Annotated in this window: 18 protein-coding genes; 7 read left to right on the forward strand and 11 right to left on the reverse strand. The window is 67.2% G+C overall.

Annotated features, from left to right (window positions below; all coding sequences use genetic code 11):
• Nucleotides 1–91: 91 nt before the first annotated feature.
• The 4 genes from BLV60_RS05225 (at nt 92) to BLV60_RS05240 (ending at nt 4,697) form a co-directional block, all read left to right on the forward strand.
• The gene (locus tag BLV60_RS05225; protein ID WP_093051009.1) at nt 92–1,447 is read left to right on the forward strand and encodes a M20/M25/M40 family metallo-hydrolase; all 1,356 of its coding nucleotides are present in this window, start codon (nt 92–94) and stop codon (nt 1,445–1,447) included.
• 95 nt (nt 1,448–1,542) lie between these two features.
• Entirely contained in the window at nt 1,543–1,995 is a 453-nt protein-coding gene (locus BLV60_RS05230) for a DUF2501 domain-containing protein (RefSeq protein ID WP_256216807.1), read from the forward strand.
• An 82-nt stretch (nt 1,996–2,077) separates the two neighbouring features.
• Entirely contained in the window at nt 2,078–3,799 is a 1,722-nt protein-coding gene (locus BLV60_RS05235) for a SulP family inorganic anion transporter (protein ID WP_093051015.1), read from the forward strand.
• A 13-nt stretch (nt 3,800–3,812) separates the two neighbouring features.
• Nucleotides 3,813–4,697, forward strand: a complete 885-nt coding sequence (locus BLV60_RS05240; protein WP_093051019.1) for a LysR substrate-binding domain-containing protein — start codon at nt 3,813–3,815, stop codon at nt 4,695–4,697.
• A gap of 19 nt (nt 4,698–4,716) precedes the next feature.
• On the opposite strand, the gene BLV60_RS05245 is transcribed toward BLV60_RS05240, so the two are convergent.
• Nucleotides 4,717–5,298 carry a DUF3299 domain-containing protein gene (locus BLV60_RS05245; RefSeq protein WP_093051022.1) on the reverse strand — a complete coding sequence of 194 codons (582 nt, stop codon included), beginning with the start codon at nt 5,296–5,298 and terminating at the stop codon, nt 4,717–4,719.
• Between the two features lie 129 nt (nt 5,299–5,427).
• Between BLV60_RS05245 and BLV60_RS05250 the strand changes: the two genes are divergently transcribed.
• Nucleotides 5,428–5,961: a DUF2306 domain-containing protein gene (locus tag BLV60_RS05250; protein WP_093051025.1), complete on the forward strand. Its 534-nt coding sequence runs from the start codon at nt 5,428–5,430 to the stop codon at nt 5,959–5,961.
• On the opposite strand, the gene arfB is transcribed toward BLV60_RS05250, so the two are convergent.
• The 4 genes from arfB to clpB form a co-directional block, all read right to left on the reverse strand.
• Nucleotides 5,930–6,337 (reverse strand): alternative ribosome rescue aminoacyl-tRNA hydrolase ArfB, encoded by a 408-nt coding sequence (gene arfB / locus BLV60_RS05255; RefSeq protein WP_093051028.1) that lies wholly within the window; start codon nt 6,335–6,337, stop codon nt 5,930–5,932. The two genes, BLV60_RS05250 and arfB, sit on opposite strands and share 32 nt — an antisense overlap.
• A 5-nt stretch (nt 6,338–6,342) precedes the next feature.
• On the reverse strand, nt 6,343–7,527 hold the full coding sequence (locus BLV60_RS05260; RefSeq protein WP_093051031.1) for an acetyl-CoA C-acyltransferase family protein: 1,185 nt from the start codon (nt 7,525–7,527) through the stop codon (nt 6,343–6,345).
• Between the two features lie 108 nt (nt 7,528–7,635).
• A complete protein-coding gene (locus BLV60_RS05265; protein ID WP_256216808.1) occupies nt 7,636–7,965 on the reverse strand; it encodes a hypothetical protein in 330 nt (109 codons plus the stop codon).
• Nucleotides 7,966–7,974: 9 nt separating this feature from the next.
• Complete coding sequence (gene clpB, locus BLV60_RS05270; RefSeq protein ID WP_093051037.1) at nt 7,975–10,596, reverse strand: ATP-dependent chaperone ClpB; 2,622 nt, start codon at nt 10,594–10,596, stop codon at nt 7,975–7,977.
• 140 nt (nt 10,597–10,736) lie between these two features.
• On the opposite strand from clpB, the gene BLV60_RS05275 reads away from it, so the two are divergent.
• The gene (locus tag BLV60_RS05275; RefSeq protein ID WP_093051835.1) at nt 10,737–11,732 is read left to right on the forward strand and encodes a Bug family tripartite tricarboxylate transporter substrate binding protein; all 996 of its coding nucleotides are present in this window, start codon (nt 10,737–10,739) and stop codon (nt 11,730–11,732) included.
• A gap of 6 nt (nt 11,733–11,738) precedes the next feature.
• Here the strand turns inward: BLV60_RS05275 and BLV60_RS05280 are convergent, their stop codons facing one another.
• Complete coding sequence (locus tag BLV60_RS05280; protein WP_093051040.1) at nt 11,739–12,215, reverse strand: molybdenum cofactor biosynthesis protein MoaE; 477 nt, start codon at nt 12,213–12,215, stop codon at nt 11,739–11,741.
• 257 nt (nt 12,216–12,472) lie between these two features.
• On the opposite strand from BLV60_RS05280, the gene dapA reads away from it, so the two are divergent.
• Complete coding sequence (gene dapA / locus BLV60_RS05285; RefSeq protein WP_093051044.1) at nt 12,473–13,369, forward strand: 4-hydroxy-tetrahydrodipicolinate synthase; 897 nt, start codon at nt 12,473–12,475, stop codon at nt 13,367–13,369.
• Here the strand turns inward: dapA and moaD are convergent.
• From moaD to BLV60_RS05310, 5 genes are read right to left on the reverse strand one after another with little or no spacing between them, the layout of a single operon-like run.
• On the reverse strand, nt 13,356–13,607 hold the full coding sequence (gene moaD / locus BLV60_RS05290) for a molybdopterin converting factor subunit 1 (protein WP_093051047.1): 252 nt from the start codon (nt 13,605–13,607) through the stop codon (nt 13,356–13,358). The two genes, dapA and moaD, sit on opposite strands and share 14 nt — an antisense overlap.
• 8 nt (nt 13,608–13,615) lie before the next feature.
• Nucleotides 13,616–14,902 carry a molybdopterin molybdotransferase MoeA gene (glp, locus tag BLV60_RS05295; protein ID WP_093051051.1) on the reverse strand — a complete coding sequence of 429 codons (1,287 nt, stop codon included), beginning with the start codon at nt 14,900–14,902 and terminating at the stop codon, nt 13,616–13,618.
• A complete protein-coding gene (gene mobB, locus BLV60_RS05300) occupies nt 14,895–15,440 on the reverse strand; it encodes a molybdopterin-guanine dinucleotide biosynthesis protein B (protein ID WP_093051054.1) in 546 nt (181 codons plus the stop codon). The genes glp and mobB overlap by 8 nt, the downstream gene beginning before the upstream one ends.
• Before the next feature lie 18 nt (nt 15,441–15,458).
• Nucleotides 15,459–16,874 carry a threonine synthase gene (gene thrC / locus BLV60_RS05305; protein ID WP_093051057.1) on the reverse strand — a complete coding sequence of 472 codons (1,416 nt, stop codon included), beginning with the start codon at nt 16,872–16,874 and terminating at the stop codon, nt 15,459–15,461.
• On the reverse strand, nt 16,871–18,193 hold the full coding sequence (locus BLV60_RS05310; protein WP_093051060.1) for a homoserine dehydrogenase: 1,323 nt from the start codon (nt 18,191–18,193) through the stop codon (nt 16,871–16,873). Before BLV60_RS05310 ends, thrC begins: the two co-directional genes overlap by 4 nt.
• Nucleotides 18,194–18,200: the final 7 nt, after the last annotated feature.

The following is an 18,200-nucleotide window of genomic DNA, read 5'->3' on the forward strand; positions in this document are numbered from 1 at the left end:
AGATTAAACCAGAGCGCTCGGCTAACGCAGCCGTAAGAATCGCTGAAGACGCCGCGTCGGCGTTGCTCGCCTACAAGGACATCCCCGCACCATGCCCCGCCTCGTGTCGCTTCGTCTCGCCCCGCTCGTTATTGCCCTGGCCTCCGCGGTCGCCGGCCTCGTACACGCCCAGAGCGGCAGCGTCGCGGCCACGCCCACGCAGGTGCGGCCCGATGTGGACAAGGCCTACACACAGCTGATGGCCTCACCCGCCATCCAGAAGCTGCTCGACGCGGTCAAGGCCGACCACGATCGCTCGGTCGAAGACCTGAAGATGCTGACCGAGATCGAGGCGCCCCCCTTCAAGGAACAGAAGCGCGCCGAAGCCTTTCTCGCCCGCATGAAGGCCCTGGGCCTGACGGACGCGAAGATCGACGCCGAAGGCAACGTCGTCGGCCTGCGCAAGGGCACGGGCAACGGCCCGAAGCTGCTGATCTCGGCCCACCTCGACACCGTGTTCCCCGCCGGCACCGACGTGAAGGTGAAGGAGCGCGACGGCAAGCTCTACGCCCCCGGCATCTCCGACGACACGCGCGGCCTGTCGGTGCTGCTGTCGTGGCTCAAGGTGCTCAACGACAACAAGATCCAGACGGTGGGCGACCTGCTGTTCGTAGGCAACGTCGGCGAGGAAGAGCTCGGCAACCTGCGCGGCATCAAGGCGATCTTTCGCGACAACCTCGACATCGACGGCATGGTCGGCCTGGAGCCCGCACCAGACGGCTCGGTGCTGATGCTGGGCACGGGCAGCCACCGCTACGAAGTGACTTTCAAGGGCCCGGGCGGCCACAGCTACGGTGCCTTCGGCCAGGTGCCCAGCGCCATCCACGGCATGGGCCGCGCCATCGCCAAGATCGCCGATATCCGCACGCCGAGTTTCCCGAAGACGACGTTCACCGTCGGCACCGTGGGCGGTGGCACTTCGGTCAACACCATCGCGCCGGATGCCCGCATGGCGGTCGACATCCGCTCCGACGAAATGGCGCCGCTGCTCGAAACCGAAAAGAAGATCCTGGCCGCCATCGACGAAGCAGTGGTCGAAGAAAACAAGCGCTGGAACGTGAGCACGCTGAGCGTGAGCACCAAGCTCATCGGCGACCGTCCGGGTGGCCGCACGCAATCAGACACCGTCATCGTCGAAGCCGCCACGCGCGCGAACAGCGCCTTCGGCCACAAGACGCTGCTGACGGGCGCGAGCACCGACGCCAATGTGCCGATGTCGCTGGGCATCCCGGCGATCATCATCGGCGGCGGCGGCAAGACCGGCGGCTTCCATGCGCTGTCCGAGTGGATCGACGTGACCGACGGCTGGAAGGGTGCGCAGAACTCGCTGGTGACGGTGCTCGGCTTGGTCGGCGTGCAGGGCACCAGCACGCCCTTGCTCGAGAAGCGCCCGCCCCGCACGAAGTAAGCAGGCAAGCGGGCGTGCACCGAGGGGGTGCGCCCATGGAAGTCTCCGGTATGCTGGTGGCCGCTTTCCATCACGCTGACCGACAGGAGGACACCATGCACGCCCGTTCCACCCTCATCGCCCTGGCTCTGCTTGCGGCAGGCGCCTCGGCGCAAGCCAACGACCTGCTCGACCAATTGAAGGAAAAGGCCGGCGAAGCGGCTACCTCCAACTCGCAAGGCAGCGCAGGCGGATCTGCGCTCGGCAGCCTCGGCAGCAACCTGGGCTTCAAGATGCCCGCCATCGGCTCCAGCACCATGGGCAACGCAGCCGGCGTGCTGCAGTACTGCGTGAAGAACAACTACCTGGGCGGCGACGCGGCCTCGGTGAAAGACAAGCTGCTCGCCAGGATCACCGGGCAGAAGAAGCAGGAAACCGGCTTCGCCAGCGGCGCCAAGGGCCTGCTGCAGGGCGGCGACGGCAAGTCGCTGAACTTCAAGGGCCTGTCGTCGAAGGTGAAGGAAAAGGCTTGCGACTACGTTCTGAAGAACGCGAGTTCGCTGATCTGATCCCGACCCGCATTCCACATCGCTCCCGCGCGGCGCACCGCGCATGCGTTTGCAGTTTTCCCCAGTGCGCCCGCAAATCTCCATGACCCCGGCTGCCCCCTCTCCCTCCCTGCGCCAGCGCCTCGCGCGCTGGGTTCCCTGTCTCGCCTGGCCGCGCCCTTCCGCCGCGCTGCTGCGCAACGAGGCGATGGCTGGCATCACCGTGGCGCTGATGGTCATTCCGCAAGGCGTGGCGTATGCGGCACTGGCGGGCATGCCGCTGGTCACGGGCGTGTACGCGGCGCTGTTCCCGGCGCTGATCGCAGTGATGTTCAGCTCGTCGCAGCGGCTGTCGGTCGGGCCCACGGCGCTCACCAGCCTGCTGGTCGGCGCCTCGCTCGCGCCGCTGGCGGTGGCGGGCAGTGCCGAGTGGGTGGCAATGGCGGTGTGGCTCACGCTGATGTCGGGCACGATCCAGATCGTGCTGGGCGCGGGGCGCTTCGGCTGGCTGCTGCGGCTGGTCAATTCGCCGGTGCTCATCGGCTTCACGCAGGGCGCGGCGGTGCTGATCGCCATCTCGCAATTGCCCGCGCTGCTCGGCTTCACGGGGCGTACCATTCCGCAGGTACTGCAGGGCGGCCCGCTGCCCGACCTCGTGGCCATTGCCTTCGGGCTCGGCAGCATCGCGGTGCTGTGGCTGGGCAAGCGCATGCTGCCGCGCTTTCCGACCACGATGGCGTTGGTGGCCGGCGCTGCCGCCATCAGCTGGGTCATCGACTACGCGTTGCGCGGCGGCGCGGTGGTGGGCAGCCTGCCTTCGGGCCTGCCCTCGTTCTATTGGCCCGGCCTGCTGCCGGTGAGCACCTTCAGCGCGCTGGTGCTGCCGGCGCTGATGATCACGCTGGTGAGCTTTCTTGAAACCGCATCGAGCGCCAAGGTCGACAACGCGCGTGCCGGCACGCTGTGGAACGAAAACCAGGACCTCATCGGCCAGGGCCTGGCCAAGCTGGCCTCGGGCTTCACGGGTGCGTTTCCCACCAGCTCGTCTTTCTCGCGCTCGGCCATCACGCTCTATGCGGGCGCGCAGACCGGCTGGGCCACGCTGTTCAGCGTGGTCGTCGTGGCCGGCGCACTGCTGTGGCTGATGCCGCTGCTGTATCACGTGCCGCAGGCGGTGCTGGCTGCGGTGGTGGTCACGGCCATCCTCGGGCTGGTGAAGCCGGCGAGCTTCACCGCGCTGTGGCGCATCTCGCGCATCGAGGCGGGCATTGCCTTCGGTACCTTCGTGCTGACCATCGCGACCGCGCCCAGCATCTACTGGGGCGTGCTCGGCGGGCTGCTGGCCGCCCTGGCGCACTACATGTACCGGCACCTGCACCCGCGCATCATCGAAGTGGGCCTGCACCCCGACGGCAGCCTGCGCGACCGCAACCTCTGGAAATTGCCGCCGCTGGCGCCGCAGCTCTATGCGCTGCGCATGGATGCCGAGCTCGACTTCGCCTCGGCCTCCACGCTGGAACGCGCGCTCACCGTGGCGCTGGCCGAGCGGCCCGAGCTCACCGACGTGTGCCTGTTCGCGCAGCCCATCAACCGCATCGACATCACCGGCGCGGAGGTGTTCGGCTCGATCCGCCGGATGATGGAATCCAAGGGCATCCGCCTGCACCTGAGCGGCCTGAAGCTGCCCGCGATGCAGGTGCTGGAGCGCGCCGGCCTGTTGGCGCCCGGGCCGATGCTGTTCAGCTACCGCACCGACGGCGAAGCGCTCGCGGCGCTGATGCCGCGCATCGACGGCATACCCGCGGTGCAGGAAGCAGAAGCCTGACCCGCCAGCGCCCATGAAGACCACCATCGAAGAACTGGTCGCGTTCCGTACGGTGGTGGACACGGGCTCGATCACGGCTGCGTCCGAGCAGCTGGCGCAAACGGTCTCGGGCATCAGCCGCGCGCTGAGCCGGCTCGAACAGAAGCTCGACACCACGCTGCTGCGCCGGACCACGCGGCGGCTAGAGCTGACGGAAGAAGGCGCGGCCTTCCTGCAGCGCACGCGCGCCATCCTCGATGCCATCGACGACGCCGAAGAGCAGATGGCCGCGCGCCGCCAGCAGCCGGCCGGCCGGCTGCGCGTGAACGCGGCCTCGCCCTTCATGCTGCACGCCATCGTGCCGCTGGTGCCGGAGTTTCGAAGGCTCTACCCGCAGATCAGCCTCGAACTCGACACCGACGACCTGCCCATCGACCTGCTGGAGCGCCGCACCGACATCGCGATCCGCATCGGGCCGCTGCGCGATTCCACGCTGCATGCGCGGCCACTGGGCACGCACCGGCTGCGCGTGCTCGCGAGCCCGGCATACCTCGAAGCGCACGGCAAGCCGCGCAAGGTGGCCGACCTGGCCGAGCACGCGCTGCTGGGCTTCACCCAGCCCGAGTCGCTGAACCGCTGGCCCCTGCGCGGCGTGCACGGCGACGAATGGAACATCGCGCCGACGCTGATGGCGTCGAGCGGCGAAACGCTGCGCCAGCTGGCGCTGGCCGGCGTAGGCATCGTCTGCCTGTCGGATTTCATGACGGGTGCCGACCGCGCGAGCGGCGCGCTGGTGCAGGTGCTGGCAAAAGAAACAGCGGACGTGCGCCAGCCGGTCAACGCGGTGTACTACCGCAACACGCAGTTGACAGCGCGGATCACGTCGTTCCTGGACTTTCTGTCGCAGCGCATGGCCTGAGCTGCGCGGCCGGCGCGGCTTACTGCGGCTGCTTGGCCACGAAACGCTCGACCGCGGCCGACTTGATCTCGTAGCCGCTCACGCCCATGTCCACCGACGAATAGCGCGCCGCCTTCAGCGTGCCGCTGACGTACACCGTGTCCATCGCGTGCAGGCCCTTCACGGTGGTGGCCGCGATCACGTGCACGATCTGGTTGGCGGGCGGCGGCGGGGTGTGGATGCAGGCGCCGAAATACGGCACCAGCAGGAATTCGCGGATGCCGTCCTGCGTGCTGTCGAGTGGCACGACGAAACCCGCCAGCTTGGCCGGCTTGTCGTCCAGCGCCACGTTGACTGGTGCGTTGTCCCAGACGGCGCGCATCTCGTCGAGCATCTGGATCGCGCGCGGGTCGTTGTCGCGCAGCGCCTCGAGGCTGATGTTGCGGTAGCGCTTGGTCGGGTCCCAACTCTTGGGAATCAGCTCTTCCCACTTGAGCTCGGGGGCCGGCGCGGCGCTCGCGGTCTGCTGCGCCGCCACTCCCGGACCGCAGCCGGTCAGGAGCGCCGCGGCCGGCACAAGCAGGAGCGCAGCCAGCACGGCGCGCGAAAAGAGCCTTCTCATGACCACGATTGTGCTTGGGAGATGTTTCAGGTCCGTAAAGCAGGGCCTTTTGCACTCATTTCATCCCAGATTCCACAAATTTGATGCAACGCGCCAAAATGCCGCACCACGAACAACGAGGGGATCCGCATGGCACCGACAGGATGGCTGGGACTCACGTCCCTGGGCACAGTTCATACCGCGATCAGCCTGATCGCCGTCGCCGCAGGGCTGCTGGCCCTGTTCCGCTACAAGGAGATCACGATGCGCACCGGGCTCGGCCAGGTCTTCGTGTGGACCACCGTGCTCACTTGCCTCACGGGCTTCGGCATCTTCCAGCATGGCGGCTTCGGCAAGCCGCATGCGCTGGGCATCATCACGCTGCTGGCGCTGGCCGTGGGCACGCTCGCGGGCCGGGGCGTGCTCTTCGGCAAGTCGGCGCGCTATGTCGAGGCCATCGCGTTCTCGGCCAGCTTCCTGTTCCACTGGATTCCGGCCTTCACCGAAACGCTGACGCGCCTGCCGCTCGGCGCCCCGCTGCTGCCGAACGCCGACGCGCCGGAGCTCAAGGCGATCACCGGCGTGCTGCTCGTGCTGTACCTGATCGGCGTCGGCCTGCAGATCCGCCGGCTGCGCGGCGGCGCTGGCGCGCTCAGTCCCGCACCGGCCCGCGCAGGTTCTTGATCTGCGCGCGCTGGCTCTTGCCTTCGAGCCGGCGCTGCTTCGAACCGTAGGTCGGCTTGGTGGCGCGCCGAACGCGCGGTGGCGTAGCCACGCTGTCAATCACCGCCTGCAGGCGCGCGAGCGCGTCGGCGCGGTTCATCTCCTGCGTGCGGTGCTGCTGCGCCTTCAGCACGAACACGCCTTCCTGCGTGATGCGGCTGTCGCGCAGCGCGAGCAGCCGTTCCTTCACGTCGGCCGGCAGCGAGCTGGCGTGGATGTCGTAGCGCAGATGCACCGCGCTCGACACCTTGTTGACGTTCTGCCCGCCCGCACCCTGCGCCCGGATGGCACTGAAGTCGACCTCGTCGGGGTCGAGCAGGATGGGCGGACGGAGCATGTGGGTCAGACTCTTTCGAAGACGGCGGCAATGCCCTGGCCGCCGCCGATGCACATCGTCACCAGCGCATAGCGTCCACCCGTGCGATGCAGCTCCGCAATCGCCTTCGTCGTGATGATCGCGCCGGTCGCGCCCACCGGGTGGCCCAATGAAATGCCCGAGCCGTTCGGGTTCACCTTGGCCGGATCGAAGTCCAGCTCCTTGATGACCGCGCAGGCCTGCGCCGCGAAGGCTTCGTTCGACTCGATCACGTCGAAGTCGCTCACCTTCAGGCCGGTGCGCTCCAGCACCTTGCGCGTGGCCGGCACCGGGCCGATGCCCATGTATGCGGGCTCGACACCGGCGTGTGCGTAGCCGACCAGGCGCGCCAGCGGCTTCAGGCCCCGCGCCTTGACGCTCTCGCCGCTTGCCAGCACCACGGCGGCGGCGCCGTCGTTAATGCCCGAGGCGTTGCCGGCGGTGACGAGGCCGTCCTTCTTGAAAGCGGGCTTCATCTTCGCGAGCGTCTCGACAGTGGTGTCGGCGCGCACGTGCTCGTCGGTGTCGAACAAGACGATGCCCTTGCGCGTCTTCACTTCGACTGGAACGATCTGCTCTTTGAAGCGTCCTGCCTCGATGGCGGCTGCCGCGCGCTGCTGGCTGCTTACGGCCAGTTCGTCCATCTGCCCGCGCGTGATGCCGTAGCGGGCAGCCACGTTCTCTGCAGTGATGCCCATGTGGATCTTCTCCCACGGGTCGTGCAGGATGCCCAGCATGTAGTCGACCAGCACCGCGTCGCCCATGCGCGCGCCGTAGCGCGCCGAGGTGTCGAAATACGGGCCGCGGCTCATCGATTCCGAGCCACCGCCAATGGCGATGTCGCAGTCGCCCAGCGCAATGGCCTGCGCCGCCGACACGATGGCTTGCAGGCCCGAGCCGCAGAGGCGGTTGACGTTGAAGGCTGGCGTCTCGATGGGGCAGCCAGCGTCGATGGCGGCCACGCGGCTGAGGTACGCATCCTTCACGTCGGTGGGAATCACGTTGCCCATGACCACGTGGCCAATGGCATCGGCGGCCACGCCGCTGCGCTCGATGGCAGCCTTGACGGCGGTGGTGGCCAGTTGGGTGTTGGGCACGTCCTTCAGCGCGCCGCCGAAGGTGCCGATGGCGGTGCGGGCAGTGCCGACCACGAAGATGTCGCGCGATGTCATGGAATGTCTCTCCTGATGAAAGCGAAAGCCGCACTCAGCGGCGGCTGCAGGAGGACGATTCTGACGGCGAAAGGCGCGACGGGTTGTCGCGCCTGAAATAGCAGTGGCTCAGCCGCGCGAGACCGATTTCGGCGACACGTCGGTCACGTCGCTGGCGCTGCCGCGAATGCGCACCGGGCGCTCCACCGATTCGCCGCGTGCCCGCGCATTGGCCACGTCAGCGGCGGTCGGTTCGGCCGGCTGTGCCGCATTACGAAATTTATCGAAGCCCGAGCGCGGGTTGAAACGCATGACCCAAGGCGTCACGGGCTTGCCCGTGAGACGCCCCCAGGCGTAGCGCACACCCCACACAGCCGCCAGCAGCATGACCGCCACGGCCAGGCTGGCCGCGAAAACCAGCCCCAGGAGCAGAAGAATGACGCGAAAAATGAAGTTCATCATCCAACTTTAGGCCGAAGCCGCCGCCGTTGGTTCCCCGGCCTTGGCGAACGAGAACTTGCCCGGCGACTGGATCGGGTCGGTCGTGACCTCGATCGTGTCCTTCGGCCCGAAGCTGCCGTCGAGCAGCAGCTTCGAGAGCGGGTTCTCGATGCGCTGCTGAATGGCACGCTTCAGCGGACGCGCGCCGAACACCGGGTCGAAGCCGACCTTGGCAATTTCTGCCAGCGCCGCCGGCGACACCTCCAGCCCCAGATCCATCTTCGCGAGCCGCGCCTTCAGCACCTTGAGCTGGATCGCCGCGATCGATTCGATGTTCTTCGCGTCGAGCGCGTGGAACACGACCGTCTCGTCGATGCGGTTCAGGAACTCGGGGCGGAAGTAGTTCTTCAGCTCGTCCCACACCGCCTCCTTGATCTCTTCGGAAGGCTTGCCCACCATGGCCTGGATGATGGGCGAGCCGATGTTGCTCGTCATCACGATCACGGTGTTCTTGAAGTCCACGGTGCGGCCCTGGCCGTCGGTAAGGCGACCATCGTCGAGCACCTGCAGCAGCACGTTGAACACGTCGGGGTGGGCCTTCTCGACCTCGTCGAGCAGCACCACGCTGTAGGGCTTGCGGCGCACGGCTTCCGTGAGGTAGCCGCCCTCTTCATAGCCCACGTAGCCCGGCGGCGCGCCGATGAGGCGCGCGACCGAATGCTTCTCCATGAACTCGCTCATGTCGATGCGGATCAGGTGGTCTTCGCTGTCGAACAGGAAGCCCGCGAGCGCCTTGCACAGCTCGGTCTTGCCCACGCCCGTGGGGCCGAGGAACAGGAACGAGCCGGTCGGGCGGTTCGGATCGGAAAGGCCCGAGCGCGAGCGGCGGATCGCGTTGGCGACCGCACCGATGGCCTCGTCCTGGCCGACCACGCGCTCGTGCAGCTTGTCTTCCATCACGAGCAGCTTGTCGCGCTCGCCCTGCATCAGCTTGGCAACCGGAATGCCGGTGGCGCGCGCCACGACCTCGGCGATTTCTTCCGCGCCGACCTGGGTGCGCAGCAGCGTGGGCGCGCTGGACTTGCCCTTGTTCGCCTCGCTGGCCTCGGCCTCCTTCAAGCGCTTTTCGAGCGCGGGCAGCTGGCCGTACTGGAGCTCGGCGACCTTGTTGAAGTCGCCCTTGCGCTTCCACTCTTCGATCTGGAACTTGATCTTGTCGACGTCTTCGCGCACTTGTGCGCTGCCCTGGGCCTGGGCCTTCTCGGCCTGCCAGATCTCGTCGTAGTCGGCAATTTCCTTCTGCAGCTTTTCGATCTCGTCCTCGATCAGGCCAAAGCGCTTCTGCGAGGCCTCGTCCTTTTCGCGGCGCACGGCTTCGCGCTCGATCTGCAGCTGGATCAGGCGGCGATCGAGTCGGTCCATGACCTCGGGCTTGGAGTCCATCTCAATCTTGATCTTGGCCGCGGCCTCGTCGATCAGGTCGATGGCCTTGTCGGGCAGGAAGCGGTCGGTGATGTAGCGGTCAGACAGCTCGGCCGCGGCCACGATGGCCGGGTCGGTGATCTGCACGCCGTGGTGCACTTCGTATTTTTCCTGCAGGCCGCGCAGGATGGCGATGGTGGCCTCGACGCTGGGCTCACCCACGATGATCTTCTGGAAGCGGCGCTCCAGCGCGGCATCTTTCTCGATGTACTTGCGGTATTCGTCGAGCGTGGTGGCGCCCACGCAGTGCAGCTCGCCGCGCGCAAGCGCCGGCTTGAGCATGTTGCCCGCATCCATCGCGCCTTCGGCCTTGCCGGCGCCGACCATGGTGTGCAGCTCGTCGATGAAGACGATGGTCTGGCCTTCGTCCTTCGCGAGTTCGTTCAGCACGGTCTTCAGGCGCTCTTCGAATTCGCCGCGGAACTTGGCACCAGCCAGCAACGCAGCCATGTCGAGCGACAGCACCCGCTTGCCCTTGAGCGAATCGGGCACCTCACCCGCAACGATGCGCTGTGCGAGGCCTTCGACGATGGCGGTCTTGCCCACGCCGGGTTCGCCGATGAGCACGGGGTTGTTCTTGGTGCGGCGTTGCAGCACCTGGATGGCGCGGCGGATTTCCTCGTCGCGGCCGATGACTGGGTCGAGCTTGCCCAGGCGGGCGCGCTCGGTCAGGTCCATGGTGTATTTCTTGAGCGCTTCGCGCTGCCCTTCGGCATCGGCGCTGTTCACGCCCTGCCCGCCGCGCACGGCGTCGATGGCGGCTTCGAGCGACTTGCGGCTCAGGCCGTTTTCGCGGGCGGTCTTGCCGATGTCGGCCTTGCTGTCGGCCAATGCCAGGAGGAAAAGTTCGCCAGCAATGAACTGGTCATTGCGCTTGAGGGCTTCCTTTTCGGTGGCCTGGAGCAGCTTGCCCAGTTCGGGGCCGACCTGGACGATGTCGTGGCCCTGCACCTGCGGCAGCTTCTTGATGGCGGCCTCGGCCGCCTGCGTCAGGCCAGGTACGTTGACGCCGGCACGCTCCAGCAGGGCGCGCGGGCCGTCGTCCTGGCGCAGCATCGCGACCAGCAGGTGGGCCGGTTCGATGTAGGCGTTGTCGCTGCCCAGCGCGAGCGTCTGGGCATCGCCCAGCGCTTCCTGAAATTTGGTGGTGAGTTTGTCTTGTCGCATGGTGGTATTCCTGCATCCAAAATAGGGCTGTTCGGGCACGATTCAAGGCTGCCGGCTACGCCGGTGCCGTGGGCACGGCTATTGCACAAGATCCGTTTCCCCTGCCCGTAGGCATTTCCCTCTCTCGAATGGAGTCGATCATGGTTTTTTCAATGCAGCGCGTTCAACCGGTGCGCCGGGCGATCAGCGTGGGCCTCTTTCTAGCCACCATGGGCCTGTCCGGCCTTGCGCAAGCGCAAAGCGGCACCCCCATCCGCCTGCTCGTGGGCTTCCCCGCCGGCGCCGGCACCGACGCCATTGCACGCACGCTGGGCGAAAAACTCAAGGATGTGCTGGGCGTGCCCGTGGTGGTCGAGAACCGCGCCGGCGCGGGTGGGCAGATTGCCGCAACGGTGCTGAAGTCTTCCCCGGCCGATGGCCACACGCTGTTCCTGTCGCACGACCACACCATCTCGATCCTGCCGCAGGTGGTGAAGAACCCGGGCTTCAACCCCGCCACCGACTTCGTGCCCGTGGCCGGCTTCGCCACCTTCGCCAACGTGCTGGCGGTGTCGGGCGGCACGCCGGCCAAGAGCATCGACGAGTACGTGAAGTGGGTCCGCACGCAGAAGGGCGGCAAGGAAACCATCGGCATCCCGGCGCCGGCCTCGATCCCCGAGTTCCTGGTGAAGATGATCTCGGACAAGTACAAGATCGACGTGCAGCCCGCGCCCTACCGCGGCAGCGCGCCGATGACGGCCGACATGCTGGGCAACCAGATCACCGCAGGCATCGCCTCGGTGCCTGACTTCATCGAGAACCACAAGGCGGGCAAGGTGCGCATCGTGGCCTCCATCGGCGCCAAGCGCCAGGCCGTGATTCCGAACGTGCCGACCTTCACCGAGCTGGGCTTCTCGAACCTGGAAGACCTGCCCTACTACGGCATCTTCGCGCCGGTGGGCACGCCGCAGCCGATCATCGACAAGTACGGCGATGCGCTGCAGAAGGTGCTGGCGATGCCTGACGTGAAGCAGAAGCTCACGACGATGGGGCTGACGGTCGGCTACGAGCCGCAGGGCCAGTTCGCGGGCCGCGTGCGCACGTACACGCAGACCTGGGAGCGGATCATCCAGGCGAGCGGCTTCAAGCCCCTCTGAGCGTCTTCAGGCATTCGGGGCCCTGATGCCCCAGCGCGCCAGCGCCGCGTCGTCGGCCACGCGCGCATCGACCCAGCGGGCGCCTTCGGGCGTCTGCTCTTTCTTCCAGAACGGCGCCTGGGTCTTGAGATAGTCCATCAGGAACTCGCAGGCCTCGAAGCTCTGGCCGCGGTGCGCCGACACCACCGCCACCATCATGATCTGGTCCAGCGGCTGCAGCAGCCCGACGCGATGGATCACGCGCGCGCCGAGGATGTCGAAGCGCCTGTGCGCCTCGTCGATCATGGCTTCGATGGCCTTTTCGGTCATGCCGGGGTAGTGCTCCAGCTCCATCGAGGCGACGGTGCTGCCGTCGTTGCGGTCGCGCACGGTGCCGACGAAGCTGCAGACGGCGCCCACGCGTTTGTCGCCGTCGCGCAACGCGGCAACCTCCTGCGAAAGGTCGAAATCGGCCGTCTGGATCGAAACACGCGCAACGCTCATGTCCGAATTGTGGCATCGCGATAGACTGCCGCAATGCCTTGTCCCGCCACGCTCTTCCCGGTGCCTTCGCACCCCGAAGGCCGCCGCGCGCGCCAAGGCAGCAACAAAGCCAAAAAACCAAAGCTCGTCTGACCGGAGCCGAGGTTCCGTCGTCGGATGAGCGACGGAACCTGCCAAGGTTTTTTTGGCCCCTCATGGGTTTCGCGCGCATCGGACGGTGGTTCTTTCCATCGGTCGATTCCTGAAAGGAAACCCGCGTGCCTCATCAACAACCAAGCTCCACCACCCCTGACTTCTCCGGCTTCTGGGTGGCCCTCGTCACACCGTTCCGCGACGGCGCGGTAGACCATGCCGCCCTCGCCGCGCTGACCCGGCGGCTCGCCGACGACGGCGTGACGGGCTTCGTGCCCTGCGGCTCCACTGGCGAGGCCGCCGCGCTAGACGAGGCCGAGCAACTGGCCGTGCTCGACACCGTGCTGGAAGCGGCCTGCGGCCTGCCGGTCGTCATGGGCATTTCCGGCTACCACCTGGGCAAGGCCACGGCCTGGGCGCGCAAGCTCTCGGAACGCCCGCTGGCGGGCCTTCTGGTGTCCGCGCCGAACTACATCCGCCCGTCGCAGGCCGGCCTGCTCGAATGGTTCCGCGCCATCGCCGATGCGAGCACGGTGCCGGTGCTGGTCTACGACATTCCCTATCGCACGGGCGTCACCATCGCCCGCGACACGCTGCTGACGCTGGCCGGGCATCCGCGCATTCGCGGCATCAAGGACTGCGGCGGCGACATGGCCAAGACGCGCGCTGTGATCGCCGACGGGCGGCTGCAGGTGCTGACGGGCGAAGACCACCAGATCTTCGGCACCATGGCCGAAGGCGGCGTAGGCGCCATCGCGGCCAGCGGAAACGTGCAGACGCGCCGCTTCGTCCGGCTGGTGCGCCTGCTTGCGGAAAACCGGCTGCCCGAGGCGCGCGCCGAATGGCAGGCGTTGCAGCCGCTGGTGGAAATGCTGTTTGCCGAACCGAACCCGGGCCCGCTGAAGGCATTGCTGGCGCACATGGGCGAAATGCGCGACGAGTTGCGCTCGCCGATGACCCGCGCGTCCGACGGCCTGCGCGAGCGCCTCGTGGCGCTGGATGCCCGGCTCAACCGCCCGTGACAGGCGGGAAGAAAGCGACCTCGCAGCCTTCGCTCAAGGCGGCGGCCTCGTCGCTCATGGCCTGATCGAGCGCCATCCGCACCGCCTTGCCGCGCGCAAGCGCGGTGGCGTAGGCGCCGCCCCTGGCGATGAGTTCGTCGCGCAGGGCCGACAGCGTTTCGGCTTGCGTGTCGACGGTTTCGCCGCTGCTGGAAAGTGCCTCGCGCACCGAGGCGAAATAACGGACCTGGACCTTCATGACGGAATTCAGCCCAGCAGCGATGCGAACGGAATGAAGTTGACGGTGTCGCCCGACTTGATCGTCTGGCCCGACGGGTTGTCGACCACGCCGTCGCCCCAGACCATCGACGTGAGCACGCCCGAACTCTGGTTGCCGAACAGGTCGAGGCCGCCGGCCGCATTGCGCCGCGCGCGCAGGAACTCGCGGCGTTTGTCGGCACGCAGCCAGTCGAAATCGGCACGCATCTTCACCGCCTCCGGCGCGACGCGCGTGGCACCCTGCAGCGTCAGCAGGAAGGGCCGCACCAGCATCAGGAATGTGAGGAAGCTCGACACCGGATTGCCGGGCAGCCCCGTCACATGACATGCGCCCTGCCCGTTGCTGCGCGCAATGGAGCCATAGGCAAAAGGCTTGCCGGGCTTCATCGACAGCGACCAGAGCTGCAGCTCGCCGAGCGACTGCAGCGCCGCGCGGATATGGTCTTCCTCGCCGACGGAGACGCCGCCGGTGGTGATGATCAGATCGCTGGCCTCAGCCGCGTTGCGCAACGCGGCGATGGTGGCTTCGCGGTCGTCGGGTACGATGCCCAGGTCGTTCACCTCGCAGCCCAGGCGGTGCAGCAGGGCCCGCATGAAGAAACGGTTCGAGTTGTAGATGGCGCCGGGCTTCATCGCGTCAGGCGCAACCTCGCCGGGCATCACCAGCTCGTCGCCGGTGGAGAGCATGGCCACGCGCGGCTTGCGGGCCACCTGCAGCTTGTGAAAGCCGACGCTGGCCGCGAGGCCGAGTGCGGCTGGCGTGAGGCGTTCGCCCTGCTTCAGTACGACGTCACCGGAGGCCACGTCTTCGCCGGCACGGCGAATCCACTGCCCGGCCGCCGGAACGATGGCGATGCGCACCGAGCCCAGGCTGCCTTCCTGCGGCGTGGCCGTGGTGTCTTCCTGCATCACGACCGCGTCGGCCCCCTCCGGGATCTGTGCACCCGTGAAGATGCGCGCCGCGGTGCCGGCCGCGAGCGGCGTGCCGACAGTGCCTGCAGGAATGCGCTGCGCCACTGTCAGCTCGGCGCCCGGCGCGACGCAGTCGGCGATGCGCACGGCATAGCCGTCCATCGCGCTGTTGTCGCGCGGCGGCACCGTGAGGCCGGAGACGAGGTCTTGCGCCAGCACGCGGCCGTCGGCGTCGAAGGTGCCGACGCTTTCGGTGGGCAGCTTCGGCTGCGCCTTCGCGAGCAGGACCGCGATGGCCTCGTCCAAAGGCATCAGCGGCGGGCGCGAAGAAGAAGCGGAAAAAGGAACGGGGGATTCAGCCATGGTGATCGGGGTTGTATTCGAAGCGGTCGCCGCTGTCGATCAACCACTTCGCAATGGCCTCGGCGTCGTTGAGGTCGAACAGCGGCCGTTCGGTCGGCGACGGCAGGCTGGCCGGCGCGTCGGTGGCCACGGCGGTGACGAAGGGATCGTTGGTGTACAGCACGGGCCGCGAAGGCTCGCCCGCTTCCGGCTCGCGCCAGACCTCGATCTTGAGCACGTCGCTGTGCCGGAAGCCCTCGACCAGCACCCAGTCGGCCGCCGGGTGCACCTCGGCCAGCAACTGGTGCACGCTGAGTTCAACGGGAACTTCGAATTCGCGCATCACGGCCAGCCGCTTGTCTGACGCCACGACCACCTCGAAGGCGCCGGCCTCGCGATGGCGGTAGGTGTCCTTGCCCGGATGGTCGATGTCGAACTTGTGGTGCGCATGCTTGACCACCGACACGCGCTGGCCGAGCCGCTTGAGCGCCGGAATCAGGCGCTCGAGCAGCGTGGTCTTGCCCGCGCCCGAATAGCCGGCAAAACCGACGACCTTCATGCGGGAGCCCGGCCGTGATCAGTCACAGTTCTCTGCGATGTAGGCCTTGACGGCTTCCGCGTCCGCCGGCAGCTTGACGACGCGCTTGGGCAGCGCCTCGATGCCTTCGAACTTCTTCGGCCGCGCGGGCTCTTCGCCCAGTGCCTCGACCAGCGTGGCGGCGAACTTGATCGGCAGCGCGGTTTCGAGCACCACCATCGGCACGCCGGGCGTGATCTGCTCGCGCGCGGCCTTGAGGCCGTCGGCCGTATGCGGATCGATCAGCGTGGCAAAGCGCTTCTCGGTGTCGCGGATGGTGGCCAGGCGGTCGGCGTGCGTGCTGCGGCCGCTGCGGAAGCCGAAGCGCCCCGCGGCCTGCTTGAACGCCGGGTCGGCGCTCAGGTCGAAGCTGCCCTGCAGGCCCAGGTCGTCCACGAACAGCTGACGCAGCCTGGCGGAGTCGCGCCCGACCAGGTCGAACACGAAGCGCTCGAAGTTGCTGGCCTTGCTGATGTCCATCGACGGGCTGGAGGTTTCGTGCGTATCGACGGCCGCGCGCACGCGGTACACGCCGGTGCGGAAGAACTCGTCGAGCACGTCGTTCTCGTTGGTGGCGACCACCAGCGTCTGGATCGGCAGGCCCATCATGCGCGCCACGTGGCCCGCGCAGACGTTGCCGAAGTTGCCCGAGGGCACGGTGAAGCTCACCGGCTTGTCGTTGCTCGCCGTGGCCTGGAAGTAGCCCGCGAAGTAGTAGACGACCTGCGCCAGAAGGCGCGCCCAGTTGATCGAGTTGACCGTGCCGATGCGGTACTTGCGCTTGAAGCCCAGGTCGTTCGACACCGCCTTGACGATGTCCTGGCAGTCGTCGAACACGCCGGTGATGGCGATGTTGTGGATGTTGGCGTCCTGCAGGCTGAACATCTGCGCCTGCTGGAACGGGCTCATGCGGCCGTCGGGCGAGGTCATGAAGACGCGCACGCCCTTCTTGCCGCGCATGGCGTATTCGGCCGCGCTGCCGGTGTCGCCGCTGGTGGCGCCGAGGATGTTGAGCTCGGAGCCGCGGCGGGCCAGTTCGTACTCGAACAGGTTGCCCAGCAGCTGCATCGCCATGTCCTTGAAGGCCAGCGTGGGGCCGTTGGACAGGGCTTCGAGGTACACGCCGTCTTCGAGCTCGCGCAGCGGCACGATCTCGTCGGTGCCGAACACTTCGGCTGTGTAGGTCTTCGCGCAGATCGCCTTCAGGTCGGCCGGCGGAATGTCGTCGATGTAGAGCGAGAGGATCTCGAAGGCCAGTTCGGCGTACGGCAGCGCGCGCCATTTGGCGAGCGTGGCGGTGTGGACCTGCGGATACGTTTCGGGCAGATAGAGGCCGCCGTCGGGCGCGAGGCCTTCAAGAAGGATTTCGCAGAAGCGCTTGCGGTCGGGGTGGCCGCGGGTGCTCAGGTAGTTCACTTCAGCTCTTCCTTGCGGATGCGCACGATGGGTTCGAGCACGGTCGGCAGCGCCTGCAGCTCGGCAATGACGTCATTGACGGTGCCTTCGCGCGCGTCGTGCGTGAGGATGATGAGGTCGGTCTGCGTGGAGCCCTCGCCGCCCACTTCGTCGGCTTCGCGCTGCAGCACGGCGTCGATGCTGATACCGGCGGTGGCCAGCAGGCCCGTCACCTTGGCGAGCACGCCGGCCTGGTCGGCCACGCGCAGGCGCAGGTAGTAGCTGGTGACGACTTCCGACATCGGCAGCACCTTCAGGTCGCTCATCGCGTCGGGGTGGAAGGCCAGATGCGGCACGCGGTGCGCGGCGTCGGCGGTGTGCAGGCGGGTGATGTCGACCAGGTCGGCGATCACGGCGCTGGCGGTCGGCTCGCTGCCGGCGCCCTTGCCGTAGTAGAGCGTGGTGCCGACGGCGTCGCCGTGCACCACCACCGCGTTCATCGCGCCTTCGACGTTGGCCAGCAGGCGCTTCGACGGCACGAGCGACGGATGCACGCGCAGCTCGATGCCCTTGGCGGTTCGCTTGGTAACGCCAAGCAGCTTGATGCGGTAGCCCAGCTGTTCGGCGTACCTGATGTCCTGCGCGGCAAGCTTGGTGATGCCTTCGATGTGGGCCTTGTCGAACTGCACCGGAATGCCGAAGGCAATGGCGCTCATCAGCGTGACCTTGTGGCCGGCGTCCACGCCTTCGATGTCGAAGGTCGGGTCGGCTTCGGCATAGCCCAGGCGTTGCGCCTCCTTGAGCACGGTCGCGAAGTCCAGGCCCTTGTCGCGCATCTCGGACAGGATGAAGTTGGTGGTGCCGTTGATGATGCCGGCCAGCCACTGGATGCTGTTGGCCGTGAGGCCTTCGCGCAGCGCCTTGATGATCGGGATGCCGCCGGCCACCGCAGCCTCGAAGGCCACCATCACGCCCTTGGCGTGCGCGGCCGCGAAGATCTCGGTGCCGTGCACCGCGAGCAGCGCCTTGTTGGCGGTAACCACGTGCTTGCCGGCCGCGATGGCCTCGAGCACCAGTTGCTTGGCAATGCCATAGCCGCCGATGAGCTCGATGACGATGTCGATGTCGGGGTTGGCGATGACTTCGCGCGCGTCGCTGACCACCTTGACGCCTTCGCCGACCACTTCGCGGGCGCGGGCGGTGTCGAGGTCGGCCACCATGGTGATCTCGATGCCACGGCCGGCGCGGCGCTTGATTTCTTCCTGGTTGCGCTGGAGCACCTTGAAGGTGCCGCTGCCGACCGTGCCTGCGCCGAGCAGGCCTACTTGGATGGGTTTCATTGGGAGA

The organism is Variovorax sp. YR634 (assembly GCF_900106655.1).
Lineage (GTDB): Bacteria > Pseudomonadota > Gammaproteobacteria > Burkholderiales > Burkholderiaceae_C > Variovorax.

Bases quoted from the DNA above. Each gene is read 5' to 3' on its own strand.
- BLV60_RS05240 (WP_093051019.1), top strand. From the start codon at position 3,813: ATGAAGACCACCATCGAAGAACTGGTCGCGTTCCGTACGGTGGTGGAC.
- arfB (WP_093051028.1), bottom strand. From the start codon at position 6,337: ATGCTCCGTCCGCCCATCCTGCTCGACCCCGACGAGGTCGACTTCAGT.
- BLV60_RS05265 (WP_256216808.1), bottom strand. From the start codon at position 7,965: ATGAACTTCATTTTTCGCGTCATTCTTCTGCTCCTGGGGCTGGTTTTC.
- BLV60_RS05260 (WP_093051031.1), bottom strand. From the start codon at position 7,527: ATGACATCGCGCGACATCTTCGTGGTCGGCACTGCCCGCACCGCCATC.
- BLV60_RS05225 (WP_093051009.1), top strand. From the start codon at position 92: ATGCCCCGCCTCGTGTCGCTTCGTCTCGCCCCGCTCGTTATTGCCCTG.
- BLV60_RS05280 (WP_093051040.1), bottom strand. From the start codon at position 12,215: ATGAGCGTTGCGCGTGTTTCGATCCAGACGGCCGATTTCGACCTTTCG.
- clpB (WP_093051037.1), bottom strand. From the start codon at position 10,596: ATGCGACAAGACAAACTCACCACCAAATTTCAGGAAGCGCTGGGCGAT.
- moaD (WP_093051047.1), bottom strand. From the start codon at position 13,607: ATGAAGGTCCAGGTCCGTTATTTCGCCTCGGTGCGCGAGGCACTTTCC.
- glp (WP_093051051.1), bottom strand. From the start codon at position 14,902: ATGGCTGAATCCCCCGTTCCTTTTTCCGCTTCTTCTTCGCGCCCGCCG.
- BLV60_RS05235 (WP_093051015.1), top strand. From the start codon at position 2,078: ATGACCCCGGCTGCCCCCTCTCCCTCCCTGCGCCAGCGCCTCGCGCGC.
- BLV60_RS05250 (WP_093051025.1), top strand. From the start codon at position 5,428: ATGGCACCGACAGGATGGCTGGGACTCACGTCCCTGGGCACAGTTCAT.
- BLV60_RS05275 (WP_093051835.1), top strand. From the start codon at position 10,737: ATGGTTTTTTCAATGCAGCGCGTTCAACCGGTGCGCCGGGCGATCAGC.
- BLV60_RS05245 (WP_093051022.1), bottom strand. From the start codon at position 5,298: ATGAGAAGGCTCTTTTCGCGCGCCGTGCTGGCTGCGCTCCTGCTTGTG.
- BLV60_RS05230 (WP_256216807.1), top strand. From the start codon at position 1,543: ATGCACGCCCGTTCCACCCTCATCGCCCTGGCTCTGCTTGCGGCAGGC.
- BLV60_RS05310 (WP_093051060.1), bottom strand. From the start codon at position 18,193: ATGAAACCCATCCAAGTAGGCCTGCTCGGCGCAGGCACGGTCGGCAGC.
- mobB (WP_093051054.1), bottom strand. From the start codon at position 15,440: ATGAAGGTCGTCGGTTTTGCCGGCTATTCGGGCGCGGGCAAGACCACG.